The organism is Leptospira sanjuanensis, from assembly GCF_022267375.1.
Classification (GTDB): Bacteria; Spirochaetota; Leptospiria; order Leptospirales; family Leptospiraceae; genus Leptospira; species Leptospira sanjuanensis.
Genome location: NZ_JAIZBH010000001.1, coordinates 1,311,847 through 1,335,658 on the forward strand (window position 1 = coordinate 1,311,847; position 23,812 = coordinate 1,335,658).

At 46.2% G+C, this 23,812-nt stretch carries 17 protein-coding genes; 9 read left to right on the top strand and 8 right to left on the bottom strand.

Annotated features, from left to right (window positions below; all coding sequences use genetic code 11):
• Positions 1–256: 256 nt before the first annotated feature.
• The 5 genes from LFX17_RS05900 to LFX17_RS05915 form a co-directional block, all read right to left on the bottom strand.
• Complete coding sequence (locus LFX17_RS05900; RefSeq protein ID WP_238745616.1) at positions 257–2,659, bottom strand: right-handed parallel beta-helix repeat-containing protein; 2,403 nt, start codon at positions 2,657–2,659, stop codon at positions 257–259.
• Positions 2,660–2,856: 197 nt separating this feature from the next.
• Complete coding sequence (locus LFX17_RS05905) at positions 2,857–4,131, bottom strand: LVIVD repeat-containing protein (RefSeq protein WP_238745618.1); 1,275 nt, start codon at positions 4,129–4,131, stop codon at positions 2,857–2,859.
• 9 nt (positions 4,132–4,140) lie between these two features.
• Positions 4,141–4,686 (bottom strand): TPR end-of-group domain-containing protein, encoded by a 546-nt coding sequence (locus LFX17_RS20965; RefSeq protein ID WP_406600661.1) that lies wholly within the window; start codon positions 4,684–4,686, stop codon positions 4,141–4,143.
• A complete protein-coding gene (locus LFX17_RS05910) occupies positions 4,598–7,552 on the bottom strand; it encodes an anaphase-promoting complex subunit 5 domain protein (RefSeq protein ID WP_406600662.1) in 2,955 nt (984 codons plus the stop codon). Before LFX17_RS05910 ends, LFX17_RS20965 begins: the two co-directional genes overlap by 89 nt.
• Before the next feature lie 173 nt (positions 7,553–7,725).
• Positions 7,726–8,631, bottom strand: a complete 906-nt coding sequence (locus LFX17_RS05915) for a hypothetical protein (protein ID WP_238745620.1) — start codon at positions 8,629–8,631, stop codon at positions 7,726–7,728.
• A 927-nt stretch (positions 8,632–9,558) separates the two neighbouring features.
• On the opposite strand from LFX17_RS05915, the gene LFX17_RS05920 reads away from it, so the two are divergent.
• From LFX17_RS05920 to LFX17_RS05940, 5 genes are all read left to right on the top strand, one after another.
• A complete protein-coding gene (locus LFX17_RS05920; RefSeq protein ID WP_238745622.1) occupies positions 9,559–10,728 on the top strand; it encodes a transcriptional regulator in 1,170 nt (389 codons plus the stop codon).
• Between the two features lie 148 nt (positions 10,729–10,876).
• Positions 10,877–12,331: a transcription termination factor Rho gene (gene rho / locus LFX17_RS05925; RefSeq protein WP_238729434.1), complete on the top strand. Its 1,455-nt coding sequence runs from the start codon at positions 10,877–10,879 to the stop codon at positions 12,329–12,331.
• Positions 12,332–12,350: 19 nt separating this feature from the next.
• Positions 12,351–12,554, top strand: coding sequence for a 50S ribosomal protein L31 (gene rpmE, locus LFX17_RS05930; protein WP_118955328.1), 204 nt, complete (start codon positions 12,351–12,353; stop codon positions 12,552–12,554).
• 58 nt (positions 12,555–12,612) lie between these two features.
• Positions 12,613–13,404, top strand: a complete 792-nt coding sequence (locus LFX17_RS05935) for a pentapeptide repeat-containing protein (protein WP_238745630.1) — start codon at positions 12,613–12,615, stop codon at positions 13,402–13,404.
• Positions 13,401–13,589, top strand: a complete 189-nt coding sequence (locus LFX17_RS05940) for a hypothetical protein (RefSeq protein ID WP_238729436.1) — start codon at positions 13,401–13,403, stop codon at positions 13,587–13,589. The genes LFX17_RS05935 and LFX17_RS05940 overlap by 4 nt, the downstream gene beginning before the upstream one ends.
• Before the next feature lie 943 nt (positions 13,590–14,532).
• Here LFX17_RS05940 and LFX17_RS05945 read toward each other — a convergent pair.
• From LFX17_RS05945 to ispG, 3 genes are all read right to left on the bottom strand, one after another.
• Positions 14,533–15,825, bottom strand: a complete 1,293-nt coding sequence (locus LFX17_RS05945) for a FecR family protein (protein WP_238745632.1) — start codon at positions 15,823–15,825, stop codon at positions 14,533–14,535.
• A gap of 4 nt (positions 15,826–15,829) precedes the next feature.
• A complete protein-coding gene (locus tag LFX17_RS05950; RefSeq protein WP_238745634.1) occupies positions 15,830–17,629 on the bottom strand; it encodes an adenylate/guanylate cyclase domain-containing protein in 1,800 nt (599 codons plus the stop codon).
• 557 nt (positions 17,630–18,186) lie between these two features.
• Positions 18,187–20,178: a (E)-4-hydroxy-3-methylbut-2-enyl-diphosphate synthase gene (gene ispG, locus LFX17_RS05955; protein WP_238747686.1), complete on the bottom strand. Its 1,992-nt coding sequence runs from the start codon at positions 20,176–20,178 to the stop codon at positions 18,187–18,189.
• Positions 20,179–20,436: 258 nt separating this feature from the next.
• Between ispG and LFX17_RS05960 the strand changes: the two genes are divergently transcribed.
• The 4 genes from LFX17_RS05960 to LFX17_RS05975 all read left to right on the top strand — a co-directional run bounded on the left by LFX17_RS05960 (position 20,437) and on the right by LFX17_RS05975 (position 23,648).
• The gene (locus tag LFX17_RS05960; RefSeq protein WP_238731517.1) at positions 20,437–20,673 is read left to right on the top strand and encodes a hypothetical protein; all 237 of its coding nucleotides are present in this window, start codon (positions 20,437–20,439) and stop codon (positions 20,671–20,673) included.
• Between the two features lie 348 nt (positions 20,674–21,021).
• The gene (locus tag LFX17_RS05965) at positions 21,022–21,558 is read left to right on the top strand and encodes a hypothetical protein (protein ID WP_238745636.1); all 537 of its coding nucleotides are present in this window, start codon (positions 21,022–21,024) and stop codon (positions 21,556–21,558) included.
• 27 nt (positions 21,559–21,585) lie between these two features.
• Positions 21,586–22,059 carry a hypothetical protein gene (locus tag LFX17_RS05970; protein WP_238745638.1) on the top strand — a complete coding sequence of 158 codons (474 nt, stop codon included), beginning with the start codon at positions 21,586–21,588 and terminating at the stop codon, positions 22,057–22,059.
• 281 nt (positions 22,060–22,340) lie between these two features.
• Positions 22,341–23,648, top strand: coding sequence for a hypothetical protein (locus LFX17_RS05975; protein WP_238745641.1), 1,308 nt, complete (start codon positions 22,341–22,343; stop codon positions 23,646–23,648).
• The last annotated feature ends 164 nt before the right edge of the window (positions 23,649–23,812 follow it).

Consider the following 23,812-nt stretch of genomic DNA (forward strand, 5'->3'; position numbering starts at 1 on the left):
AAGTCGATCGACTTTGAAAAGGGGACTTTTTTAGTCCCCTTTTTTATGAGAATGTGGGAACTGCTGCAGCGGTTTTCCGGCGGGTTGTTCTAAGCAAAAAGCCGTCGTTATGGAATGCGCCTGACAACGATTCGATGAACGACTCTATGACGTTTCGTTTGGGAATAACGACGGAACGGAGACGTCTGCAAATCGATGTCGTTTTAAAAAATCCGAATAAAAACGAGCTTACACTCGGACCACGCGCGTCTCCCGATCAAGGCGCGCAGTTTCCGTTGACTTCAAACGCTCCGATCGAATAACCGAAAGACCCGAGCGGAACGGGAAGAGGAGCGACGTCGTTCGTTCTCGTGTTTCCGAGCAAGTCCGATTGATACAGTTGCAGCACAGGAGGAGCGAAACCCGGATCGACTCCTCCGTAAACGGAATTGCAGGGGGAAGAGGAGCTGAGCCTAAAAACCTGAGTCGCGCTTGTGGGCGCAGCAAAGTTCGGATTGTGCGAAAAGTTCATTTGCAGATTGTTTGTCAACGGAAGAGAACAGGTGAAGAAATCGAGCATGACGCCCGGTTCCGGTCCGCAGAGTTTATACGGCGCTCCGTTCGAAGTGGCGAGTGTATTGCATCCGATGAAATTGTTACCCGAAACAGTAGACGTAGCGCTTACGTTATTCGTATCGTAGTTCAGGCAGACGCTGGTCGTTGCACCCGGATTTGCGAGAACCTGATTGTTGATCACATTGATACGCAAATTCCCCGGAGAAGACTGTTGATGAATCCCGTAGGAGCGCGTGGTTCCGTTTCCCCCGTAAATCGTATTATTGATAAAGACGAAGTTCGGAGAATTGATGGATAATGCCTGAACCGCCGCGCTCGACCTAACCGAAACGGGAGTCGCGGATGTAATATGATGAGAATTGAATATGTTATTCACGATCCGCAACGATTGTGTCGTATTGGTCGCTGTGTTGTTCACCATAATCCCCAGAGAAAAATCCAAACCGTCGTTGATGTTGACGTGTGAACCGCCGTTGATGTAGTTGTTGCTGATCACACCTTGAGTTCCTTCCAGAATTCTCATACCGACCGAAATCGAATTGCCGCTTCCCCCGAGAATGTAATTTCCCGCTACGACGAGATTCGGACCGACGTTGTAAAGATACATCGCCGATTTCGTAATGAATAGACCGTATGCGGAAGTCACGTCCGTTGCGCCGAGGATCAAGTTTCCCGTGATGATCAAGGAAAAACCCGCGGTATTCAAATTGCTCAGCCAGATTCCGGTCCCCCATGCGTTGAACTGGTTGGTAATGATCGTAAAACCTTGGATCATCATGTTGGAAGTCATCGTAAATGAACCTCCCGCGATCGGAGAGCAGGTTCCGAAATCGGAACCTCCGCAACCTCCGGTTCCCACGTCGTCTCGAATGATCGTCGGATATGCGGTCGAATCTCTCGCTTGAAAGTCGTTTCTGAAACCGCCTAAAAGCTGGAGTTTATCCTTCAGGATAATTCTTTGGCCCATACCGAACATCGAATACGTTCCTTGCGAAACCAAAACGAAACAAGGGGTCGCGGTATTACACTGAGTGATCGCATATTGAATTTCGTTGCAAGCGTTCGCGATCGTGTCGCATGTTCCCGCAGCTAAACCGCCTACCTTGACGTATTTGATCTGACTCGTAACTCCGTAGCGGATCGGAGAAGTTATCTGGAAAGGACGATTGGTTCCGGATTCCGTGCAACCGGAAAGCTGAATGCACTGGCCGAGCCCTCCCGGCCAACTCACGTTAGGCGTAATTGAAACCGTGTTCCCCGCATAACTAAGCGCAGTTATCGGATTGGCGAACGGTGCGAGATCGGAAGAGCAAGCTCCTGACAAAGGTGTCGGCGTCGGTGCGGTAAAGTTACAGCTCAGAGGAGTAACCGGTTTTGAAAACGTAAACTGGATCGTGTCGCCGACGTTAATCGCCGTTTGATTTACGGGAGAAGCGCCCGTCAAACTAAGGCAATTTACGTTGAGTGTCACAGGCGCGTTGTTGATCGTTCCGGCCGAAGGAGGAAGCGCTTCGATTACGCAGTTGTGTTGGTTCGGACTGGAAAGAACTACAACCGAATAATTTCCCGTATCGGGAACTTGCGCCGAAAAAGCATAATTCCCGTCCGATCCGATGCTGAGAGTATCCACGTTTCCGTTTCGAATCGAAAGACTTCCCGTAGCGCCTGAAGCGATCCCGAAAACGTTCACGTTTACGTTGAAAAAACTCGTTCCGCAGTTAATCTCCACAAGATTTAAGCCGGGAGAAACGGTTCCTGTCGGATTCGTGATGACGCAGGTTTGATTGGGAGAAGTGTTCGGTTGCCTTTCGATCGAAACGGTGAAATTGGAGAATCGTTGCAGTTTTTTTGCGAACTCGAAATCTCCGTTGGACGAAATCGTAAGAGTTTCCGAATTCTGATTGGAAATTTGAAAAGAAGCTCCGCTTGCGAGTCCTTGAACTTGAACTTTCAAAGGGAGAGACGAATTGGAAATAAAGTAATTCGAAAATAAGGTCGCGTCAATGATGGATAAACCGCTTGGTTTAGGAACGCAGTTGGAAATCAAGAAAAGGCAGGAAAGAACTTGGAATCCTATTTGTGTGGATTTATAAAATTTATGCATCTTTTTATAAATATAATTATTTAAAGAGGCAACAAATTGACTGTGCGTTTTTACTCGTTTTTTTAATTTTGCGTTTGAAAGTTATAAATAGAAATTCCCGATTTCTCAGATATTCGAGAAATCGGGAATGAAAGAAAGAGGGAAGGTCCGTTTCTCCTTACTCATCGAAACCGATCGCCGAAGTATCAAAACTTGTTCTAAAGGCGCGGAGGTTCGAGTGAAACGATTTTTTGAAAGGGGGAATTTTCTCCGATTTTGAAGGTGAAAAAATTATTTCCGTGAGTGGCGAAAAGATAATTTCCTATTTTCTGAACGCATTTTAAGGAATTCATAGGATAGGCGTTATTCAGTCGCGATGGGTCGAATTTTTCTTCCGAATCGGAACTTGCCGCTTCTTGATTCTTTGCGTTTTCCGCTGAACTCCTGTCATTCTCGGTTTCGTTGGAGTCCTTGAGCTCTTCCTCATCCGAGCCGCTTGAATCTTCATCTTTATCGTCGCTTTCGTAATCTTCCGCTTCATCCGAGTCTGAATCTGCATTATCCTCATCGTTTCCTTCGTCATAGTAATCTCGCTCAACGTCGTATTCCGGGTCGATCCTTTTAGGATTGCTCGGAACTTCGATGTATTCCTTTGAATTACCATCCTCAAACTGTTGAAACAACGGTGCGATTGAATGATTGGAACGATTAAAGAGTGCATACGCATAATCGAATCCGAATAACACGTTTCCATCCGAAAGAGAAAGACAAACCTTCGGAGTTCGTTCGATACGGATCGGTTCTCCTATCGGTTGAAGACTGTCGTTCAATATAAGAATAGAAGAATATTCTTTTTTTCCTTTTTTCGTCTCTCCGAATAACGCCGCACCCGAAGAGATCGTAAATACGTCGGACGGATTGAAATCCGGGAATTCCTTCCGAGAAAGGATCTCGACGTTTCCGTTTTGGACGGAAATCTCATAAAGAAACCGGTCATCGTGCAAACCGTTCGTCATTAAAAAGTGATCGTGGAAGGGAACGAATTGTTTAGCATATCCCTTTGCGATTTTTTGTTTTACGGTCGGTTGGATTTCGTCGGGTTTGCGTAAGTCTACGACTCCGACTCCGTCCCAGTTCATCGCAAGAAGAGCCTTATCGTTTACGATCTGCACGTCGTAAAGATCGTATCCGAGTAGAATGTATGAATCCAAACGTTTCGGATCGGAAACGTTTTCCAACGAGAATTTATGAACCGCTCTTCTGCTTTCCGTCGCATACAATACATCGTCTTGAATGGCTAGGCTGCCGATCGCGCTTTCGAAAGTAAGCGATCGAACTAGATTCGGAGCCTCTGGATTTTCGAGACTAATGATATGAATTTCTCGGGCGCTTCCGTATAATTCGCAGACGAACGCATGATTTTTATGAATTAAAAATCGGTTCGCGCAGGATAAGTTCAGTCGATTGATTAACGTTAAATGATTCTTTGTCATGGATCGCTCTCAGTGGATGGAATTTAAGAATTCTTGATATACGGAATGATCTTTTACGGATTCAAAATCCTTTTCCGCAAGAATCTTCGCCTTATTGTAGTTTTGCGGTCCGATTCGGTTCGCCTCTTTGAGATGAAACACGCATTTTTCCGGATCTTCCAACTTGGAATACAAGCAGGCCGCGTTGAAATGGGCGAGAGAATAATACTGTTTGAAGACGGTGGAATATTGTTCGTTCAAATCCCCTCCGAGAACCTTCTCCGCGAACGTATCGGTTTCGTCTTTTTGATAATCGAAACGACTCCAATCCATCGAAAATAGATTCTCGGCCACCTCCTTTGCTTTTTCCAAGTTTCCGGTTTGAATATGAATCACGCTCAAGTTCGTCGCCGTGAGAACGTATTCAGGTTTTTTAGAATTCATTTTCTTTAATATACTTTCCATCAGGAGCCCGAGTTCGGAAAGTTTACCCTCTTTCTGGAAAGCCCAGTGAACGGAAAGAAAAGAATTCAGGATCGTTTCGTGTTCGAGTTCCGCGACCGATTGAACGATCACCGAAGAATTTTGAAGTTCCTTGAATTTTACAAACAGACTTTTGCTGAGTTCGTTCGCGGAAATATCGCGGTATTTCTTGATAAAGAAAGCGAGGTTCTTTTAGGTGAGGATTTTGATAGAATAATTTCAAGATCGGGAAAGAGGATTCCTGTGTTTCTTCCCAATCCAAGATCTGTAGAAGTTCTTCGGTGAAATTTGCTGCCTGATCGATCAGCCTGTGTGCGATGGAACGATTGAGCGAAGAATTTCCGGGTTTTAAAGATGCGACCAATTCTTCGACGCTAAGAGAATCGGTTTTCGAAACGACTTCGTATTCCTCGGTTTTGGATCGAAGCCAGTCTTTATGCAAATCAATTACGATTTTGGAATATTCCTCCTTGAGGACTTTGGAAAACGGATCGTTTTCGAAAGAATCCAGCCTTCCTGAAAATTTTCCGTCCGTAAAAAAATCCTTTTCGAAATCGATTTTGACTTTTTCGTAAAATGCGTACAGTTTTCCCGCGGAAAGTATTTCCCATCGGTGCTCGGAAGCAAGCAGGTATAAAAAGAACGCTTTTGTAAATACGAAATCGTCCTTCCACAAAATCGGTAAAACAGATCTTAATTCTTCGATTGCGTTTGAAATTCCGTTTTTTCGCTCGATATGGGATACTTTCAAAAAATAGATTAAAGAATTTTTCGGAAATTCTTCGATCGTCTTTTGGATATGTTCGAGCGCGTTCGGTTCGCCGTTCAGATAGGATTCGATCGCTTTTGCGGCGATTCCGCATCGCAGAGAAAACTGATGACTCGGTTCGAGCGATTCGATCGCATTCAATCTTTGAAGGAGTTCGGTCATTTCAGAAACGATTTTAAAAAACTGTTCCTTGTTTTTGCCGGCGGACTTTTTGATTCGTTCGCTATAAAAGAACGCAAAGCGTTGGAGGATCGGTCCGGCGTCTTTTAAGAGAGCCGTTAAAAGAAATTCGAAAATTCGATTTCGATCGGCTTCTTTTTCGATGTTTTCGTAATATAACGAAAAACCGGGATCGCTGTCGTAGAGTAGATTCTCCCATACGGACGCCTTCGCGAGGGAATCGATATCGGTTCGAATCGTTTCGGCAAATTGTTTCCAACGATTGGCCGGAGCTTGTTTGGACCATTTATGATAGAAATCCTCCATGTAGAATTCGTTTCTTTGGTGGAGCTGATGAATTAAAGGATGGATGTCTTCGCAGCCGATTTTATACAAAACCGGAGCGATGTTTCGCGTAGCGTCTTCGTTGAAACGTTCTTTGTTGTATCGTTCCAGAACTTCGATCACCGCTGGGACGGAACGTTTTGCCTTTTGTCCGAGAGAATGGAGGCGGTCTTCGAATACGAAATCCCAGGCTTCTCCAAACCAAGGGAATTCTTCGGGTAAACAACGAACGAGTTCTGTCATTAAATCCAGATACTCTTCCGGCGGATTTTTTTCGATCGGATGCCGTTCGGAAGGTTTCCAATCGTTTTCCTTTAGTTTGTATTCGATCTCGAAAGCGCGGATGCGAAATCCGGGATGGGGAGAATGTTTCATTCGATCGATCGCTTCCTGCAAATACGCCTCCGATTCTTTTTTGAATTCTTCGGGAATTTCAACGTAAGAACTGGTCATGATATATGTGAAATCCTGAATGTAAGGGAGGGCTTGCTTGTAGTTGTCTTCTAGTGGAGCGGGAGGATTGAGAAAAACCTGTTTTTGAAATCGTTTTGCGGATTCCAGATGTGATTGCGGATCTTTCCAGGCGAGTCTCCAAAAGAAGGAAGAGAACGCGGTCGGTCCGAACTTCATGGTTTTTTTCAGAACTGCTGCGAACTCCCGATTCTTCGCATTCGCTTCCAATTGTTCGATTTCTTTTTTCTTTTCCTCATATTCGAGAAAGGAATTTTGAGAGGCTCGTTCCAGGAATTTTTTCCACTGCGGTTCGCCGTGGGTCAAACGGAGCAGAGTCTGGAATTCGTTGGAATCGGATTTGTTCAAAAAATCCAAGGAAAACAAAAATTCTTCCAGAGGGGAAGGGGGTTCTTTCGCCTCTGAGGATTTTTCATGCAAGGATTGATGAGGATTGTCCGTTAGATCCTTCAGCCCGATCGGAGAACGAACCTCCAACAGAAAACGGTCTTTTTTGTCTAAGTCGTAACAACCCTCCGCATTGATAAGAACGTAGAACGGGAAAGCCTTCGGAAATTTCGCAAAGCGTTCGTTTAATAAAAGTGTTTCTACGATTTTACGAATCATTTTAGAAAATAATAATAACTTAATGTGAATGTGAAGCTTCTTCCCCTTTAACTTTTCGCCGAGATAGGAAACATTATATTTTCCCGATTTTAGATCATAGATGAAATCGTAGGATTCGGAAGATTCTTCCGGAGGATAGGAATCGGAGTCCCAGATTAGTTCGTGATTGAGTCCGAAGATCGGCGAGATCTCATGGGTCTTTGCATCGAAGTGAATCGAATCCGCGACCGCATTGCAGAATTCGTAATCGCTCATCTTGAATAAAATTCCGTTGAACGGTTTGAATCGATGGGATTGGAGGGCCGCTTCCGTTAAACTTTCTTCCAGAATTTCGAGAATCCGATCGACTCTGTGCTGCAAGGGTTCGTCGAAGTGAAACTGTTCGACCATTTCCTTGAAATGTCCCGACAAGGTTCCTCTTTTTTGCTCGTCGTCATCGTGAAGAAAATCCGTCGGTTCTCCTTTTCTTCCTTGGTTCGCTTTTTCTTGGAAGATCGTTTCGAGCAATTGCATCGCTCCGTCGAAATCGAAAGTATGAATTCGTCCGTAGAATTCGGAGTCATAGTTGCGGTCCGTTTCTTTTTGAAAGTCTTTCGGTTGGAAAATCATGAGTCACCGTGTCGGGAGAATGTGTTGGATTCAATAACGGATATCCCGCCTTCTTTCGTAGCACTTTTTGTATGTGTCGTGTGCGAAATTAAAAATCGAGAAAAACGATTTGTTATTAAAATGCCGATTGAACTTTCAGTTTACAACTCGACGTCTTTTGACGCCAAAACTGATCAAGGAATGATGACTTTTTTAAATAAGTAGCTGTCCTTGAATCCGCCCGAGCCATCCGAAACCTGATACGAACTGATTCCGATACAAGCGTTCTCGTTATATGTATCCGAATTTACACTGTGAAGTTCGGTTGTATAGGTTCCCGGAGCGACCGAAACGGGGGGTTCGCCTGCGCTGAATAACTCGATATAAGAGAACGGAAATGGCCCTGTTCCTCCGGAAGGAGTGGAAGATGTCAGGTCCATATATAGATATTCCTCTGCGTTAACCGTAGTTACACTTCCTCGAAAATCGATCAGATTTCCGTTGGTCGTTACTTGAATACAATGTTCCGCACAATTCCCGATCGTAGTCGGTGCGGAGACGGCGTTGGCGCAAGGACCGGCCGGGGGAGTAGGCGCCGTGGAAAGAATGGACTTGGATGATTTCCCGAACGAATTCGAAGCCAGCACAAAGATCCGATAGGGTTGTGTCGTTTCCGGAGATAAAAACGTAAATTCATTCGGGAACATTGGGTCGGGATTGAGGCGTTCTTGAATATAGTTTTGTACCGTAGTTCCGTCCGCACTGAGCGCAATAATGTTCGGTCTTCCTAAGTATGCTTTTAGAGTCAAAGGTCCGGATGGAACATTTTGAAACGAAAAAGTAACAGTAACTCTTTGTCGATCGTCGCCACCCGCTCCGGTTACGTACGCAGTTTGAACAGCTAAGTCGTTTAAGATCGGCCTAAACGGAGATTCGGGCTGACTTGGATTTCCAGTATCATTTCCATTCACACCCGTTCCGATCTTGTTGGAACTACCACCGGCTAAGGAAATCAAAAGAGCGCTTAAGTCATCCGATCCGCCGGTCGGCTTGCAGAAGGAAGCTGATAGCAGAAAAATCAAGGCTGCGACTTGTTTCATTTTAAAAACGGATTTTCTTTTTTTATAAGGCAGTGGTGGACGGAACTCCGGTCCAAATTTCATAGATGCACCATTCTATTTTTGTAATTTATAGTTTCATTGTATACTTGCGCGTTATGGGCCAAAAGTGATTTAGTGACGACCGCTTGTGCGAACGTTAGGCCTCTATTGTAGGTAGCAACGTGCTTGAAATTCTTTTTGTCAAATTTTATTCCAAACAAAAAGAGCAGGGTTGTAATATAGGAATCGTTTTATGGGTTAGATTATTTGAAAACTATAATGTAGTCATCTTATTGTAAGTTGATCGTCATTTGGTCTCGCTCGCTGCTCACACATCCTGTTTCTTTCGAATTTTTTGCACATTGAAATCGACGGAGTTCGATCTTCGAAGATTCCTACCTGCTGCTTCCGATTCCGCTCTCAGTCTCCGCTTTTTCGAAACGGGTATGAACTCATAAACCAAGCGACATTCGATGATTTTCCCGATCGGGCATTTGGGTAGAGCGGACTTAGACGCAACGCATCTGATGAAACGAACGTAGTCGCGAATACAGCTAAACTGTCCGAATTTTGAGAACCGACATCGCCACAGTCGAACGACGCTTCTCCGGCTTTTCTCGCAGGAATTTTGGGGAAACGAATCTCGGGATTCTTACGTCGGCGGACTACATATGTCTTGGAAACTGTGGGAACTCCCACGTTCACAGCGATAGAATGGAAAATTGCTTCCGAATTGTGGGAACTCCCACAGTCACAACCGTCGGACGGAAAACAACTCTCGAACTGTGGGAACTCCCCGCAATTGCGAGAAATCTTTTTCCCCGGACCGGCTTTTTAGCACTTCAAAAAAGAGAGGAATTTTCTGACAGACCGGAAAATAAGAGTATTCTGACGCCAAATCGGCACTTGGAAAAAAGATCCGTTTTCATGAAAATAGAAGCCTTATACAAATACTTTCTCATCACTCCGGCCACGCATCTTCCGGTAGTGGACGAATCGGGGGATCTCGTCGGGCTTTTATCGCGCAAGTTGATTCAGATGGAAATGGCGGATCTTAGTTCGTCCGACCGAGAATATTCCCAACTTCCCGAATCCTTTTTAGAAACGGAAATCCCCGAGTCCTTTTTTCAATACTTCCAAAGACAAAGCTCGATTCCGGTGCTTACGAAAACCGGTGAAAAAAAGGAAGAATGGGATAAAGTTCAAGTCATGGCGGGTTTGGGAAAACTCGTTTCCGGAAATCGTCCCGGACCGGCTCCGATCACCGAAGAAAAAAAACAGGAACAAGAGCAGAATTCCCGTTTTTGGTTTATGGAACTCATTCTGCAGAATTTTCCGGACGGACTACTTGCGACGGATCTAGAAGGAAGTTCGATCTTTTACAACGAAACCTTTGAACAGAACATTCTTCCCAAAAAATACTTCCGCGATTCGATCCTGCAAGCGGAACGAATTCTCAAGGAAATGAGCAAGAATTTATTGGCGGACTATCTGAAATCCAACGAACTCAAGCTCGACGGAAATTCTCCCTTCTCTCTGCAAACCTACGTCACCGAACTCGAGTGTAACGTTCGCATCATCGTTCTCAAACAAAATTCCAAGATCGCGGGTTATCTGTATCATTTCGTTTCTCCGCGTTCTTCGGTCGGCCGTCAGGATGAAAGCGGTTTGGAATTCCCATCCGTAAGCGATGCTTTCTTTCAAAAGCTTCCGCTCGAAACCATGCTGAAAGAAGTGGAAAGCTCGTTTATCTTCCATTCGTTAAAGCGAAATCAGGACAATATCTCTCATACGGCTTTGGAGCTCGGCGTTCCTCGAACAACCCTTCAAAATAGGATCAAATTTTTGGATCTGCAAAGCCGTTATTCGCTTTCGAGGGAGAATCCGATTCCTCGTAAAAAGGCGGGTATAACGTCCTCACCATCCGAAGACAAAGGAACGCATCCGAAAACAGTAGAAGGAACGAACGTTTCCAAACAAGCTTCTCCTTCCAAAAAGCAGGGGAAGAATGTTGTGAAAACCGGTTCTTCTCCCAAAAAGAATTCTTCGAAATCGAACGCTTCTAAATCTACCGCAAAAAAAAGAAAAACCCGCTGAATAATTTCGTTGACAGCCTTCTATAAAGTCGGTTACTTCATGAGTAGAGCCGATCTAAACAGATCTCTTCTCCACCCTGTATTCTCAAAAATAAAATCTCAAAAAGGCGAATCCTTCCCCTTTTTTAAAACTCAAGTAGCTCCTTAATATGGCAACAGCAAGACGAGACAATAAGAACAGACACCACCACCAGAATAATAACCACAACCAAAACGAGTCCGAAACGACCGATTCAATCGAAGAAGAAGGCGTCAGTCAAGAATCTCAAGATTTCGAATCTTCCGATAACGCGGATCAAAGATCCCGCAACAAACGCAAACGGGGAGGATACGAAGGTCCGACTCCCGCTCCTATCGATCTCGTCGAACTGAAGAAAAAAGCGATCGCCGATTTAATCGAAGTCGCAAAAGGTCTCGGAGTTGAAAATACCGGCGGTCTTAAAAAACAAAATTTGATCTTCGCCATTCTCCAAGCGCAGGCGGAAAGAGACGGTCAAGTTCACGCCGCGGGTGTTATGGAGAAGTTACCGGACGGTTACGGATTTTTAAGATCTCCCGATTATAACTACGTTCCGGGTCCGGACGATATTTATGTTTCCCCTTCTCAGATCAAACTTTTCGGTCTTCGAACGGGGGATACGGTGGAAGGTCAGATCCGTCCTCCGAAAGAATCCGAACGATTCTTTGCGATGCTTCGTGTGGAAACGGTAAACGGTTATACTCCCGACGTCGCAGGCAAACGCGCCCTTTTTGACAACTTAACTCCTCTGTATCCGAACGAAAGGCTCAAGATGGAATACGATCCTTCGATGCTCGACACGAGAATTTTAGATCTCATGTGTCCGATCGGGAAAGGACAACGCGCTTTGATCGTGGCTCCTCCGAGAACCGGTAAAACGATTCTCATGCAGAATATCGCGAACGCGATCACCTCCAATCATCCAGAATGTACTCTGATCGTCCTTTTGATCGACGAGCGTCCGGAAGAGGTGACCGATATGGCTCGTCACGTTAAGGGAGAAGTAGTTTCTTCCACGTTTGACGAACCGGCACAAAGACACGTTCAAGTCGCGGAGATGGTCATCGAAAAAGCGAAACGTCTCGTGGAACACGGTAAGGACGTCGTCATTCTTCTGGATTCGATCACTCGTTTGGCGAGAGCCTACAACCAGGTCATTCCGACATCCGGGAAAATTCTTTCCGGCGGGGTGGATTCCAATGCGCTTCACAAACCGAAACGGTTTTTCGGAGCCGCGAGAAACATCGAAGAAGGCGGTTCTTTGACCATCATTGCGACCGCTCTAATCGACACCGGTTCCAAAATGGACGAGGTCATCTTCGAAGAATTCAAGGGAACGGGTAATATGGAAATTCACCTCGATCGGAAACTTTCCGACAAACGGATTTTTCCCGCGATCGATATCAATAAGTCCGGAACCCGTAAGGAAGAACTCCTGATCACCAAAGACGTTCTCCAGAAAGTGTTTGTCCTGCGAAAAGTACTTTCTCCTATGAGCATCACGGAAAGCATGGAATTATTGCTGGAAAAAATGCGTCTTTCCAAGACAAACGACGCATTTTTGGCCAGTATGAATACCCAATAAGCGCTTAAAAAGGGAATTTATGAAAACCGGAATTCATCCAAACTATAGAGCGGCGAAAATCAGCTGCGCATCCTGTGGAACCGTTTACGAAACGAGAACTTCCATCGGCGATATCAACGTGGAAATTTGTTCTGCTTGCCACCCATTCTTTACCGGAAAATCCAAACTCGTGGATACGACCGGTCGGGTTGACAAGTTCAAGAAAAAATACAAGATGCAGTGAGAGTTTTCTCTCTCCTATCCTCCTTTATGCCGTCTAAAAACCGGGCAGGTGAACTTTCATGAGTGTAATGGACTTCGCACGGTACAAACAGATCAACGACGATCGCGTCAACTATCGTGAGATGGAGGATGCGACCGTAGTTTCCAACTACCGCAACGTCGGTTGCGGCGACGGTTACCGCATTTATCTTAAAATCGATTCTACAGATCATGTAACGGACGCGAGTTATACCACGACCGGTTGCGGTTTTGGAATCGTCGCTCTGGCGATGGCGACCGAGTTCGCCAAAGGCAAATCCGTTCAAGAACTGAAGGACGTAACTCCGGCCGATCTTGAAAAGATGTTCGAGTTTCCGGAAAGACGTAAAAATTATCCCGAGTCTGCGGTCGCCGCACTTTTGCAAGCGGTGAAAGACTATGAAAGCGGAGAAGGGGTTCCTAAGGAAAAAAGAATCACCGCGGGTAAGGCCCTGGAGATTCTCAAGGAAAAAGGTTCTCTCAAAGGCGAAGACCTTTCCAGTATTATATTAGAAAAACTTAATTTTGACGGAGTCGATTTCAGCGGGGCTAACCTCGGACACGCGTTCCTTCAGAATTCTTCCTTTGTGGGCGCGAACTTTTCGGGCGCGAAACTCAGAGGTTCCTTCTTGAACAACGCCGATCTTCGGAACGCGAACTTTCGCGGAGCCGATTTGCGTTGGGCGAAACTCGCGGGAGCAAATGTGGAAGGCGCCGATTTTACGGATGCGATCTACGATATCGGAACACGTTTGGATCAAAAGCAGATCCATCTATTCAGCGTGATGAAAAAAGAAGGAAAAGATCTTTATCTCAACAAAGAGGCCGAATGAAACCGGGCGACAAAGTTAAGATTACCAAACGTACCTTTCTTCACAACGGAATTTTCGTTCACACAAACACGATCGTAGAAGTGATTTCCTTTGAGGGCGACAAGCTCGTCGTTTTGTTTCACGACAAAGAAGGTTTTACCCACAATATCGAAACTCTCACTCCGGCCGATGTAGTTCCGGCATAGAACACGCCGCTGAGTTATGCCGACCATCGAACGACCCCGTAGGGAGTGAGATGCTGAGTTTCAAATGCGTTCTGTTGGAGTTCCTACGGATCGCTGAAATTCGACAAAAACCGTCTTTTAGGAAAACGTGGTAGTTCCTACAATCTCGAAAATAAAGAATCTACAAAGACGTTGAGGGTTGCGTTTCGGATCGCGACACCCACTTCGCGGAAAGTTTTCGCCGATCGCCCAGCGTGTTTTGGCTAATTCGCTCCCTACGGGTCGCTATTTCTCAAGTTTGACTTGAGAGCCAACGGCGACGCTCCGCTGCCTTTTGGCTAATTCGCTCCCTACGGGTCGCTATTTCTCAAGTTTGACTTGAGAGCCAACGGCGACGCTCCGCTGCCTTTTGGCTAATTCGCTCCCTACGGGTCGCTATTTCTCAAGTTTGACTTGAGAGCCAACGGCGACGCTCCGCTGCCTTTTGGCTAATTCGCTCCCTACGGGTCGCTATTTCTCAAGTTTGACTTGAGAGCCAACGGCGACGCTCCGCTGCCTTTTGGCTAATTCGCTCCCTACGGGTCGCTATTTCTCAAGTTTGACTTGAGAGCCAACGGCGACGCTCCGCTGCCTTTTGGCTAATTCGCTCCCTACGGGTCGCTATTTCTCAAGTTTGACTTGAGAGCCAACGGCGACGCTCCGCTGCCTTTTGGCTAATTCGCTCCCTACGGGTCGCTATTTCTCAAGTTTGACTTGAGAGCCAACGGCGACGCTCCGCTGCCTTTTGGCTAATTCGCTCCCTACGGGTCGCTATTTCTCAAGTTTGACTTGAGAGCCAACGGCGACGCTCCGCTGCCTTTTGGCTAATTCGCTCCCTATGGGTCGCTATTTCTCAAGTTTGACTTGAGAGCCAACGGCGACGCTCCGCTGCCTTTTGGCTAATTCGCTCCCTATGGGTCGCGAATTACATTCTTAAGAATTCTCTTTGTTCCTTGTCTTCCCGTTCTCTTCTGCGTTTTTCTTTCTCTTGTTTCAGAAGTTCTTCGGGAGTCCATTCGCGGGCCGGCTTTGTCTTTTTCATTTCCTGTGAGGAAGTGGAACCGCCGCCTTTGTTGTCTTTTTGAGAAGATTCGGTATTTTTGAATTCTCCGCGGTTTTGATTCGGAGTGGAATCGGACTTTTCTTGAATCTTCGTCTGTTCGTATTTCTGTTTATTGACATAGTCGCCAGGATCATACGTCGAACCGGATTTGGAAGCGCCGGTTTCGTTTTGTTTTGAAGCGTTGTTTTTGTTCGTATCTCCGGGGCGATCGAGTTTTAATCCGGACTTGGTATGCGCACCTGTGTTTCCATTACCACTGGCGGATGTTCCCGAATTTGCGTTGGAAGAATTCGTTCCACCGCTGTTTGAATTGGAACCGGTGGTGGATCTGTAATTCGGATTTCCGTTGTCATAGGTTCCGTAATTTGAGTTAGACTCGGAATTCGTGGAGTTGCCTGGGCTCGTGGCAGATGATCCGCCGGTCGTTAAACCCGTGTTAGACGAAGAGGTGTTTGCCGAAGCAGACGTAGCGCCGGACGAAGAGGAAGCCGCGGAATTGTTTCCGTTTGCGGAAGAATTGGCGGCCGCCGTGATCGACGCGGCTGTTTGAATGCTATCGGGAACGGGGAATAATTTTTCAAATCCATCCAAAGACTTTTTCGGAATCATCGGATACGGATTGCTCGGATCCGCTTTGATCGATCCGGAAAGAATGGAATATTCCAGCGATTTTCGATCCTTCCGTTTTTCGACATTGACGATCCCTTCGACGAGTTTCAGAACTCCGTCCCCGGAACGGATTCCAAGAGAAGAGGGGTTATCTTTGTTGTTCGGTTTTCTCGTTACCTGAAGACCCCCGGAAGAAATTTCCAAACTCGCGCGGTTGTCCAAATAATCGATAAAGACCATGGAATTTTCCGCGATCATAATCTCGCTTCCGTCCAAAAGGCGAACCTTGACTTGGGAGCCTTCCGAGGTTAAAATCGTGTCGCGGTTTTGAATCGAATTCCCCGTTTCGATCTCTCTCCAAACGACTTCGGAATCGTACTTTCTCTGAATGGTATTGGACTTATAAAGAATGGTCCCGATGACTTTTTGAGAACCCTGATATCCGTATTGCGTATAATCATACAAGAATACGGCCGTAAACAGGACTATGTTGAAGATCAAAATCAACAACAACGGTCTGTCGCCTGAAAGAAAGCGATCTCTCATACCGTTATTTAGACCCGCCCGACTTGAACTCCAGTCCGATTTGTTTTCTGAGTTCTTTCAAATTCTTAGGGCAATTCTTATCTTTGGAATGTCCCAAAACCGCGTAGATGGTTTGCAGGGATTGTTTTCCCTTTACCTTGATGGGCTTTAGTTTTTCCACGTTATAGATTCCTTTCACCTTTTCGTAAGAATTCCCGGTGATCAAAATGTCCGCTCCGAATTCTTTCGTGAGGGATTCTACTCGGGAAGCGAGATTGACCGTATCTCCGATGACAGTATATTCCAGACGATCCTCGGAACCGATTTGACCGGCGATGACTTCTCCCGTATTGATTCCGATTCCGATCGAGATCCTCGGTTTTTTATCGGTGCCTCTTCCTTTATTGAACTGCAAAAGACTCTTACGCATATCGAGCGCCGCGTTGATCGCGTTTTCCGTATCGGAATCGGTATGTCCCAATTCTCCCCAAACCGCCATGATCGCATCCCCGATGTATTTGTTGACGCTTCCGCCGTTTGCGTTGATGCACTTAACCATCGCCGTAAAGTATTGATTTAAGAATTCGACGACGAGTTCCGGTTCGATTCTTTCGGAGATCGAAGTAAAACTTCGGATATCGGAGAAAAGAATCACACATTCCCGTTTATCTCCTCCGAGTTTGACTTCTCCTTTGAGAACCATTTCGGCGATGTCCTTGTTGACGAACTTGCCGAACGCGTCCTTCATTTTATCCCGATCCGAAAGTCCCTTTCCCATCTCGACAAAGGAAGAAGTGAGTTTTCCGATTTCGTCTCCGGATTCCGGTTCCAACGTAAGATGAAAATTTCCTTTTTCGATTTCTTTGGAAGCGTCCACGAGTTTGAGAATCGGACGGGTCAATCTTCTTGAATAAAAGAATACGAAGAGGATCGATACGTTTACCACGACGATCATCAGATAGATATTTCGTTTTTGAATATTATAAACTTCTTCAAAGGCTTTCTTTTCCGAAGTGCTTGAAATCACTCCAAGTCCCGCATAACCGATCCTTCGGAAAGAGCCGAGATAGAACTGATTGTCTTTTCCTTTGTAACGTGTTTGCCCGTTGCTCATCGTGCTGTCCAAAAGATTCTTCACGATCGGATCGTCCGAAACATTGATCGGTTGCAGAATCAATTTCGGATCGGAATGCGCGATCAGTTTTCCGTCCTGACTCACGAGAAAAAATTGGGTGATTCCGGACGTTTTAAAAGAATCTAATATAGAATCCATCTTTACGAGGGAAATCACGATGGCGGTATTCACCCCATCTCCGATTGTGATCATAAGATATAAGACCGGTTTTTGGAAATCGGGAGATACGTTCAATGCTACGGGTTTTCCCGGTTGGGCTTTTCGTTGTCCGTTCAAATATTTGCGGACGATCTTATCCGATTCTTCCGGGGAGATCTTCAGTTCTTTGAGGGAGTTTTCGTTGACGATCCGTTTGACTCCGGCGTAATCTCCGTTTTCTTTTCTGAAAATTTTCAGATAGAAGATGTCTTCGTCGTTTTGAAGAATATCGTTCGAACCTTCGGAATTTGCGACGGCCCTTGCAAGAAGTAGGGAACGTTTGGTCAACGATGCCATATCGGAACGAACTTTCTGACTGATCACGTCGGTCAGTTTCAGGTTGTTCTCCTTGATCCGAACCTCGTTGTCCGATTTGAAAAAATACGTTGCGAGAGCGATGATGACTCCCAAAGAAACCAGGATGATGAAGGAAATAATCACCATCAACTTTTGGCGGATATTCCAGTTGTATAAATTGAGAAATGAATTCATAACGTTTCCGTTCGCGTCTTGCTATCCGATAAAAGAGTCTATGTCACCCGGAACAATCTATAAAACAACACTATTTTGCGGATTCTCTTAAAATGATCGGATTTCGGGCATTCAGAATCGAGCAAATAAACGAAACTCATTCGATTTCCATTCTATAAAACGCTGTCTCGTAGCCGGCGCGGCGTCTTTCGGCTCGATCTTTCTGACAAAGTGTGTCCGAGGTCTGGTGGACGCGCCGTAAAAGAAAAATCAAAACAAATCTTGGAAAAAAAATAACTGATCGTTGTCTTTGCTTCGTAAAATAAGGAAAGGTGTGTGTCTGACGTTTCCGCGCATCTCAGCTTTCGCTGAGAACCAACGGCGACACTCCGTTGCCTTTTGGTAATCTCGCTTCCTGAATTGTGATCCGTAGAGAACAATTCACTGTTTTTCAATCCGAAGCTTATAGTGGACTGCAGAACACTTCCTATGGGGCGTGTTCTGGGGCGCTTCCGCGCATCTCAGCTTTCGCTGAGAACCAACGGCGACACTCCGTTGCCTTTTGGTAATCTCGCTTCCTAAGGGGCGCTCGATTCCCGCCACATTCCGTTGTCTTTGATCAGTTCCACGAGTTTTTCATCCGCAACTTCGCTCGGAACGTTCTTCATTACGATTTCCTTCCCTCGGTAGAGGTGTACTTTCCCTGGGCCGGCACCTACGTACCCGAAATCCGCGTCCGCCATTTCTCCCGGCCCGTTTACGATACATCCCATTACGGCGATTTTTACGCCTTTGAGATGTCCCGTTCTGGCCTTGATTCTCGCGGTCGTTTCCTGAAGGTCGAATAACGTTCTTCCGCAGGAAGGACAGGAAATGTATTCGGTTTTTGTCAAACGGAGTCTTGTACCCTGCAAAAGGTCATAAGAAAGTTGGAACGTTTCTTCGAGCTCCTCGAGTTTCGGCGTTTGAATCCGGATCAGATCTCCGATTCCGTCGATGAGAAGTCCGCCGATTCCGATGGCGGCACCGTATAGAGCCTCGTCCACATTTGCAAACGATCCGTGCAACAGGATCGGAAATTCGTGACGGCTCAGAATATTTCCGAGTTTGCGGTAGTCGTAGAGGATTTCTCCGGTTTCGAGGGAAAAAATCACGTTTTTGATTCCAATTTCGGCTAACGTTTCCGGAAGTCCCTTGAGGGATTCGATCCGTTCTCCGCTCGTATGAATCTCGGTATACAATCCGGCGCTTTGTCTTTCCCGCAGAAAGGTCAGCATCTTTTCTCCGTCTTGAAATTGGAGAAACGGATCGAATACGATCTTGGGAAACCGTTTGAGTTCCTTTTGGAGTTTTTCGTTGAGAGAAATGTTCTTGGCGAGAAGAATTCCCACCGGAATTTCCAAAGCCTTTGCGGACTCCGCGATTTCGCTTAATAAATCGGGAGAAGGGGAATCGACCAAGATGCTTTCGGGTTCGATCGAAAGTGGTTTCCCGTATTGGTAGAGTTTGGCGACGTTCGCAAGAAACGAATTGGAGTTTTCGAATGGAAGGACCGTTTCCACGCGCACCGGATGCGATTCTCCCGCTTCGAATTTTCCGATTCGGATTTCACTACTGTAAAATCTTTCGTACGAAAACGGATTTCGAAATTCGGAATATCCTTTCGAACGTTCGGGGGCCGCGCTCCTTGCATTGAACCTGTCGGCGAGGAGTTTTGCGACGGGAACTTCCAGAACCGGATCTTCGGTGAGAGAGACACGAATCGTATCTCCCAGTCCGTCCTCGAGCAAAGAGCCGATTCCGATTGCGGACTTGATTCTTCCGTCCTTTCCGTCTCCCGCTTCGGTCACGCCCAAGTGAAGGGGATAGTCCATTCTAAGTTCGTCGAATCTGGAAGCGAGCAATCGATACGCCTGAACCATCACCTGCGGATTCGAGGCTTTCATGCTTACAATAATATCATAATAATTTAAACTTTCCGCGATGCGTATGAATTCGAGAGCGGACTCGACCATCCCCTGCGGAGTGTCGCCGTAGCGGTTCATGATCCGATCCGAAAGGGAACCGTGATTGGTCCCGATTCTCATAGCGACGCCGAGCTCCTTGCATCGCAGAACAAGCGGAGAAAAAATTTCGCTGATTCTTCCCAGCTCGTCGTCGTACTCCGAATCCGTATAATCCCGAACCGCGAATTTTTTCTTATCCGCAAAGTTGCCCGGATTGATCCTTATTTTTTCAACGTACTCCACGGCCTTCATCGCGACGCTTGGGGTGAAGTGAATGTCCGCGACGAGGGGAACCTTGCTGCCCGCTTTTTTCAACTCCTGTCGAATGGCCGGCAGATTGTCCGCGTCCGCTTGAGAAGGAACGGTCAATCGTACGATTTCGCAGCCAGCTCGCTCCAACTCGAGAATTTGTTTTACCGAGCCTTGCGTATCGGTCGTGTCGCTGTTGATCATCGACTGGATGACGATCGGATTTGCGCCTCCGACTTTCACGTCTCCTACTTTTACTTCTCTCGTTCTTCTTCTCTGATAGCCGAAGGGCGTGTGGTTGTATCTAAAATTCATTCCGTTCATAAGAATCCCCGATCCAACGGAAATTCCCTCTCATCCTAAGACAATTTTGGACGCAATGGTCGCCCCGTCATTCTCCTTTTTTGCGGGATTCCCGCGTCGTTTTTCATCGACGAGATTTGATTCCGGACCTCTCGTTTCCGATAGTACATACACATCTCTGGAAATAAATTGCTTATGGATTTTCCTTCTTTGAAACCCGCCGAAACGTATCGGATCCGTGTTACGGTCGCGATCTACCGGGGAAATATTCTGTCTTATAAAAACGACGTTATCATTCCTTCGGAGTATTTCCGAAGAACCGAGGCGAGGGCGCACATTCAGAAAGAAGTTTCCGAACGTCTTCTACATTCGAATTTTTTTCGCTCTCCGAGGCCGGATTACGATTTGGTCCGTTATACCGAAGAGGCGACCTGCAATACGTTCCTGCGTTATCGAATTCTTTCCTTAAAATCGGGAGAGGGTTTGATTAAGGAGAGAATTCAGTAAGCCGATCGACGCGGACATTCGTGCTCAATCCTTGAATCCCTGAAGACGGACCGAAAATCGACCATTCAAACCAGTGAGACCGTTCGATGCCTGTTCGTTGATTGTTTACGCGGACTTTGATGAAAGTGCCACTGCGCCGCGATTCCTTAAAAATGACCCGCGCGCTTTTTCTTCATCAGCGGGCTCCGCAGGAACGAACGCGGACGACTTCTTTGCAATCCATCGTTAAGCGAAGTGCAGACCTTCGAAATAAATTCTTGCGCAATCGTATCCATCGAGTAACGGATTGAAATTCTTTTGCGTGCAAACGACGGAGCGACCCGTTGTTGCAGGAACACGGAGAAAACAATGACATCCTTGGGCGGAGTTCTAACGAACTGTTTCAAATTCGTATTTCGTTTCGTAAAAAAAAGCCGGTTTCAAAGTTCCGGACCGGTTTCGAGAAACGTTCTGATTCTTTTAGGTCTTCTGTCCTATTCTACAGGACTCTGGTCCGCGGAACTCAAATACGGAGAATTGTTGTTCAAGTGTAGAATGGAAAAACCCCGTTGTTCCTCTCGCGACGTTTGTGTGATCGAATTCTACGCCTACCCGAAGAACGATTCGTATCGGAATCCGTTCGTCACATTGTATCAGGGCGAGGAAAAGAACATAAAGGATCCTGAATATAACTTCGATACAAAGATCGCGCTTCCAGCTACGTACGAAAGAAAGGGGGAAAAACATCTGGTCCGCGTCGAAACCTCCGAATTTCCTCTTCGTTTCGTTTTGGAAATACAAACCGATTCCAAAAAACCGGAACTTGCGTCGATCGGACTTTTTCGAGAAAATTCCGAAGACGACCCGGTCCGTTATTATTGCCGTCAACTGAAAGCGGGATATTGATTCCTGCAAAACCCGCGAGTACTTTCAATGAATCGAATCGAAGCGGTTTACGATCGTTCTTTCTATTCCGCGGGGGATCATCTCGATATTCGGATCGACGGAGAAATTTTGACTTCGTATATAAATCGAAAATTTCCGAATCGAGATTGGATCGGTTTGGTCCCGACTCTGTTGGATTGGCTTTACGATGAGGGAGAAAGAAAAATCGTCTGGGAAAGAATTCTTCCCAAAGTCGGAGAAAGCGCCGTTGCGCCCATACTGATGTGCCCGGACGATTGCGATTTTTTTTGCACGTTGATCGTAGTGGAAATCGAAAGAACGGAGGAGTTTATTCGTTGGAAACGATTCGGTCTGGACGATTCCGATTTAACGGATTCCGATCTTTCGCGGATCGGAAATACGGTGCGTTGGTTTTCCGATTCGGAAGAATTCCTGTTTTCCGAGGAGAACTATTTCGAATTTCTGAATCGATTCGAGCTGGAATTAAAGTCTGTGGGTTAAAATCGGAACACGCCGTTCTATTCTTCCCGAATTTCCCGTTTTCCACGATACGAGCGTTTTCCACGGAATTTCCCGATCGAAAGAATGGGCATATTTTCTTTCATGGAACGATTTTGTTTCCCAGTGAATCGGTCGTCCCGGTCGTTCGAAATGTCTTGAATTCCTGAAAACGAAGGGAAAACTGGCGAAGGTTTGCCAAAGACCAAGCCTTTAGACGGTTCGTATGATTCGATTCGATCTAAGAATGGAAAAAGTCCAAGGCTCCGGAAATTTAGAATCGTATGTCAGGAAACGATAAAAAGATCATAGAGCAGAATTCCCACGGCGAATTTGAACTTACCGCCTATGGAGAATTTTTAAGTTATTTTCATACTCACATCCAGCTCTTCAACGGATTGATCTCCGGTAAAAAAATTTCCCCCACCGATCAGGAAGCGCTCAAACAAAAGATGCGTTCCTACATCGTAACCAATATTCAAAAAACGGAACAATTCTTCGATCATCTTCCCAAGTTCGCCGAATATCTCGGAATGTCGCAGAACGATCTTTCCGCGTTCATGACCAAAAACTTCATGAACACGCACGCGGGGATCAAGAATAAACTCATCGAGCAGGAAAAGTCAAACGCAGGCAAACCGAGAAGGAAAAAATACGCGCGCATCTCCGAAGAAATCGTGGAAACATTCGGCACGCTGGTTCCTCCCGGAAAACGGTTCATCGGAATGGAAGGTTACGTCGTGCTTCGCGACGATGCTACCGGTAAGGATTTGGAACCTTCGATCTCTTCTTTTGGCGAAGCTCCTAAGCCGGGAGAAGAAGGAAGCGCCGCCGTCCGTAAGCCCGCTCCGCCGCCCGTGCCATTGAAAAAACCTCCGGAGAAGTTGATTCTCACGGAACTCGTGGAACGATTCGGCTCCGATTTTTCCGGCAACGCACTCGTATTAAAACGCGAAGAATTGGAAGAAGACGAAGTCCCGAATCCGGTCGCGGTCGGCGGCAACGAAGATTTGTTAACCGAAGTGGAGGATCTTCAGTTCGGCGGATTCGACGAACCGTCGTTTGTCGAAGAGGAACCGATCGTTCCTTCCGAACCGCCCGTGATCATTCCGTTTTCCAAATATATGGAAAGCGTAAACCGTGTGCGTCAGTTTCAAAAGGAAGGACAACCCGACGCTTACAAACGCTGGGTGATGACTCTTCCTCCCGAACTCAGCGCTCTCATCCAACTTCATTCGTTTGTGTTGAAGGAAATGAAAAACGAACCCGTGGATTGGAATTCCGTGATCGCACCGATTTCTTCCCGCATTGGATTGAAGGATACGAGGGTTCGAAAGATTCTCGATTTGACTCGAACGTTCGCGGACCTGCGCGCCGGATTGGAAAGAGCCTTTGTCTCTTCCAAAAACGCGGGACCGGGAATGGAAGAACTCGTGAAAAAAGCCTGGCCTCATATCCTGAAAATTTTCGAAGAATATCCGGACACGACTTCTCTGCGTCAAAAATTGGATCAGCTTTTTCTGAGGATCCCGGACGCGAATCAGAGAAAAAAACTCGGAGATCTTTTTCTTCCAGTCGCACAAAAACTCTAACCTCGTTTACGAACGTTTTCCTGCTTAAACTTCGAGCAAAAGGCGACGAAGATAAACGACTCACTTGCCTTCGAAACAGTCTAACTCGAAGAGATCTTTTTTTAGATGAGGATGTCGTTTTGCGAAGAACGCGTTCTTGAAACCGAATGGATCGAAGCAGGAGG

What these genes read in the sequence shown, in the direction of transcription:
- LFX17_RS05900 (WP_238745616.1), bottom strand. Translation starts at nt 2,659, where the DNA reads ATGCATAAATTTTATAAATCCACACAAATAGGATTCCAAGTTCTTTCC.
- LFX17_RS05905 (WP_238745618.1), bottom strand. Translation starts at nt 4,131, where the DNA reads ATGACAAAGAATCATTTAACGTTAATCAATCGACTGAACTTATCCTGC.
- LFX17_RS05910 (WP_406600662.1), bottom strand. Translation starts at nt 7,552, where the DNA reads ATGATTTTCCAACCGAAAGACTTTCAAAAAGAAACGGACCGCAACTAT.
- LFX17_RS05915 (WP_238745620.1), bottom strand. Translation starts at nt 8,631, where the DNA reads ATGAAACAAGTCGCAGCCTTGATTTTTCTGCTATCAGCTTCCTTCTGC.
- LFX17_RS05920 (WP_238745622.1), top strand. Translation starts at nt 9,559, where the DNA reads ATGAAAATAGAAGCCTTATACAAATACTTTCTCATCACTCCGGCCACG.
- rho (WP_238729434.1), top strand. Translation starts at nt 10,877, where the DNA reads ATGGCAACAGCAAGACGAGACAATAAGAACAGACACCACCACCAGAAT.
- rpmE (WP_118955328.1), top strand. Translation starts at nt 12,351, where the DNA reads ATGAAAACCGGAATTCATCCAAACTATAGAGCGGCGAAAATCAGCTGC.
- LFX17_RS05935 (WP_238745630.1), top strand. Translation starts at nt 12,613, where the DNA reads ATGAGTGTAATGGACTTCGCACGGTACAAACAGATCAACGACGATCGC.
- LFX17_RS05940 (WP_238729436.1), top strand. Translation starts at nt 13,401, where the DNA reads ATGAAACCGGGCGACAAAGTTAAGATTACCAAACGTACCTTTCTTCAC.
- LFX17_RS05945 (WP_238745632.1), bottom strand. Translation starts at nt 15,825, where the DNA reads ATGAGAGATCGCTTTCTTTCAGGCGACAGACCGTTGTTGTTGATTTTG.
- LFX17_RS05950 (WP_238745634.1), bottom strand. Translation starts at nt 17,629, where the DNA reads ATGAATTCATTTCTCAATTTATACAACTGGAATATCCGCCAAAAGTTG.
- ispG (WP_238747686.1), bottom strand. Translation starts at nt 20,178, where the DNA reads ATGAATTTTAGATACAACCACACGCCCTTCGGCTATCAGAGAAGAAGA.
- LFX17_RS05965 (WP_238745636.1), top strand. Translation starts at nt 21,022, where the DNA reads ATGACATCCTTGGGCGGAGTTCTAACGAACTGTTTCAAATTCGTATTT.
- LFX17_RS05970 (WP_238745638.1), top strand. Translation starts at nt 21,586, where the DNA reads ATGAATCGAATCGAAGCGGTTTACGATCGTTCTTTCTATTCCGCGGGG.
- LFX17_RS05975 (WP_238745641.1), top strand. Translation starts at nt 22,341, where the DNA reads ATGTCAGGAAACGATAAAAAGATCATAGAGCAGAATTCCCACGGCGAA.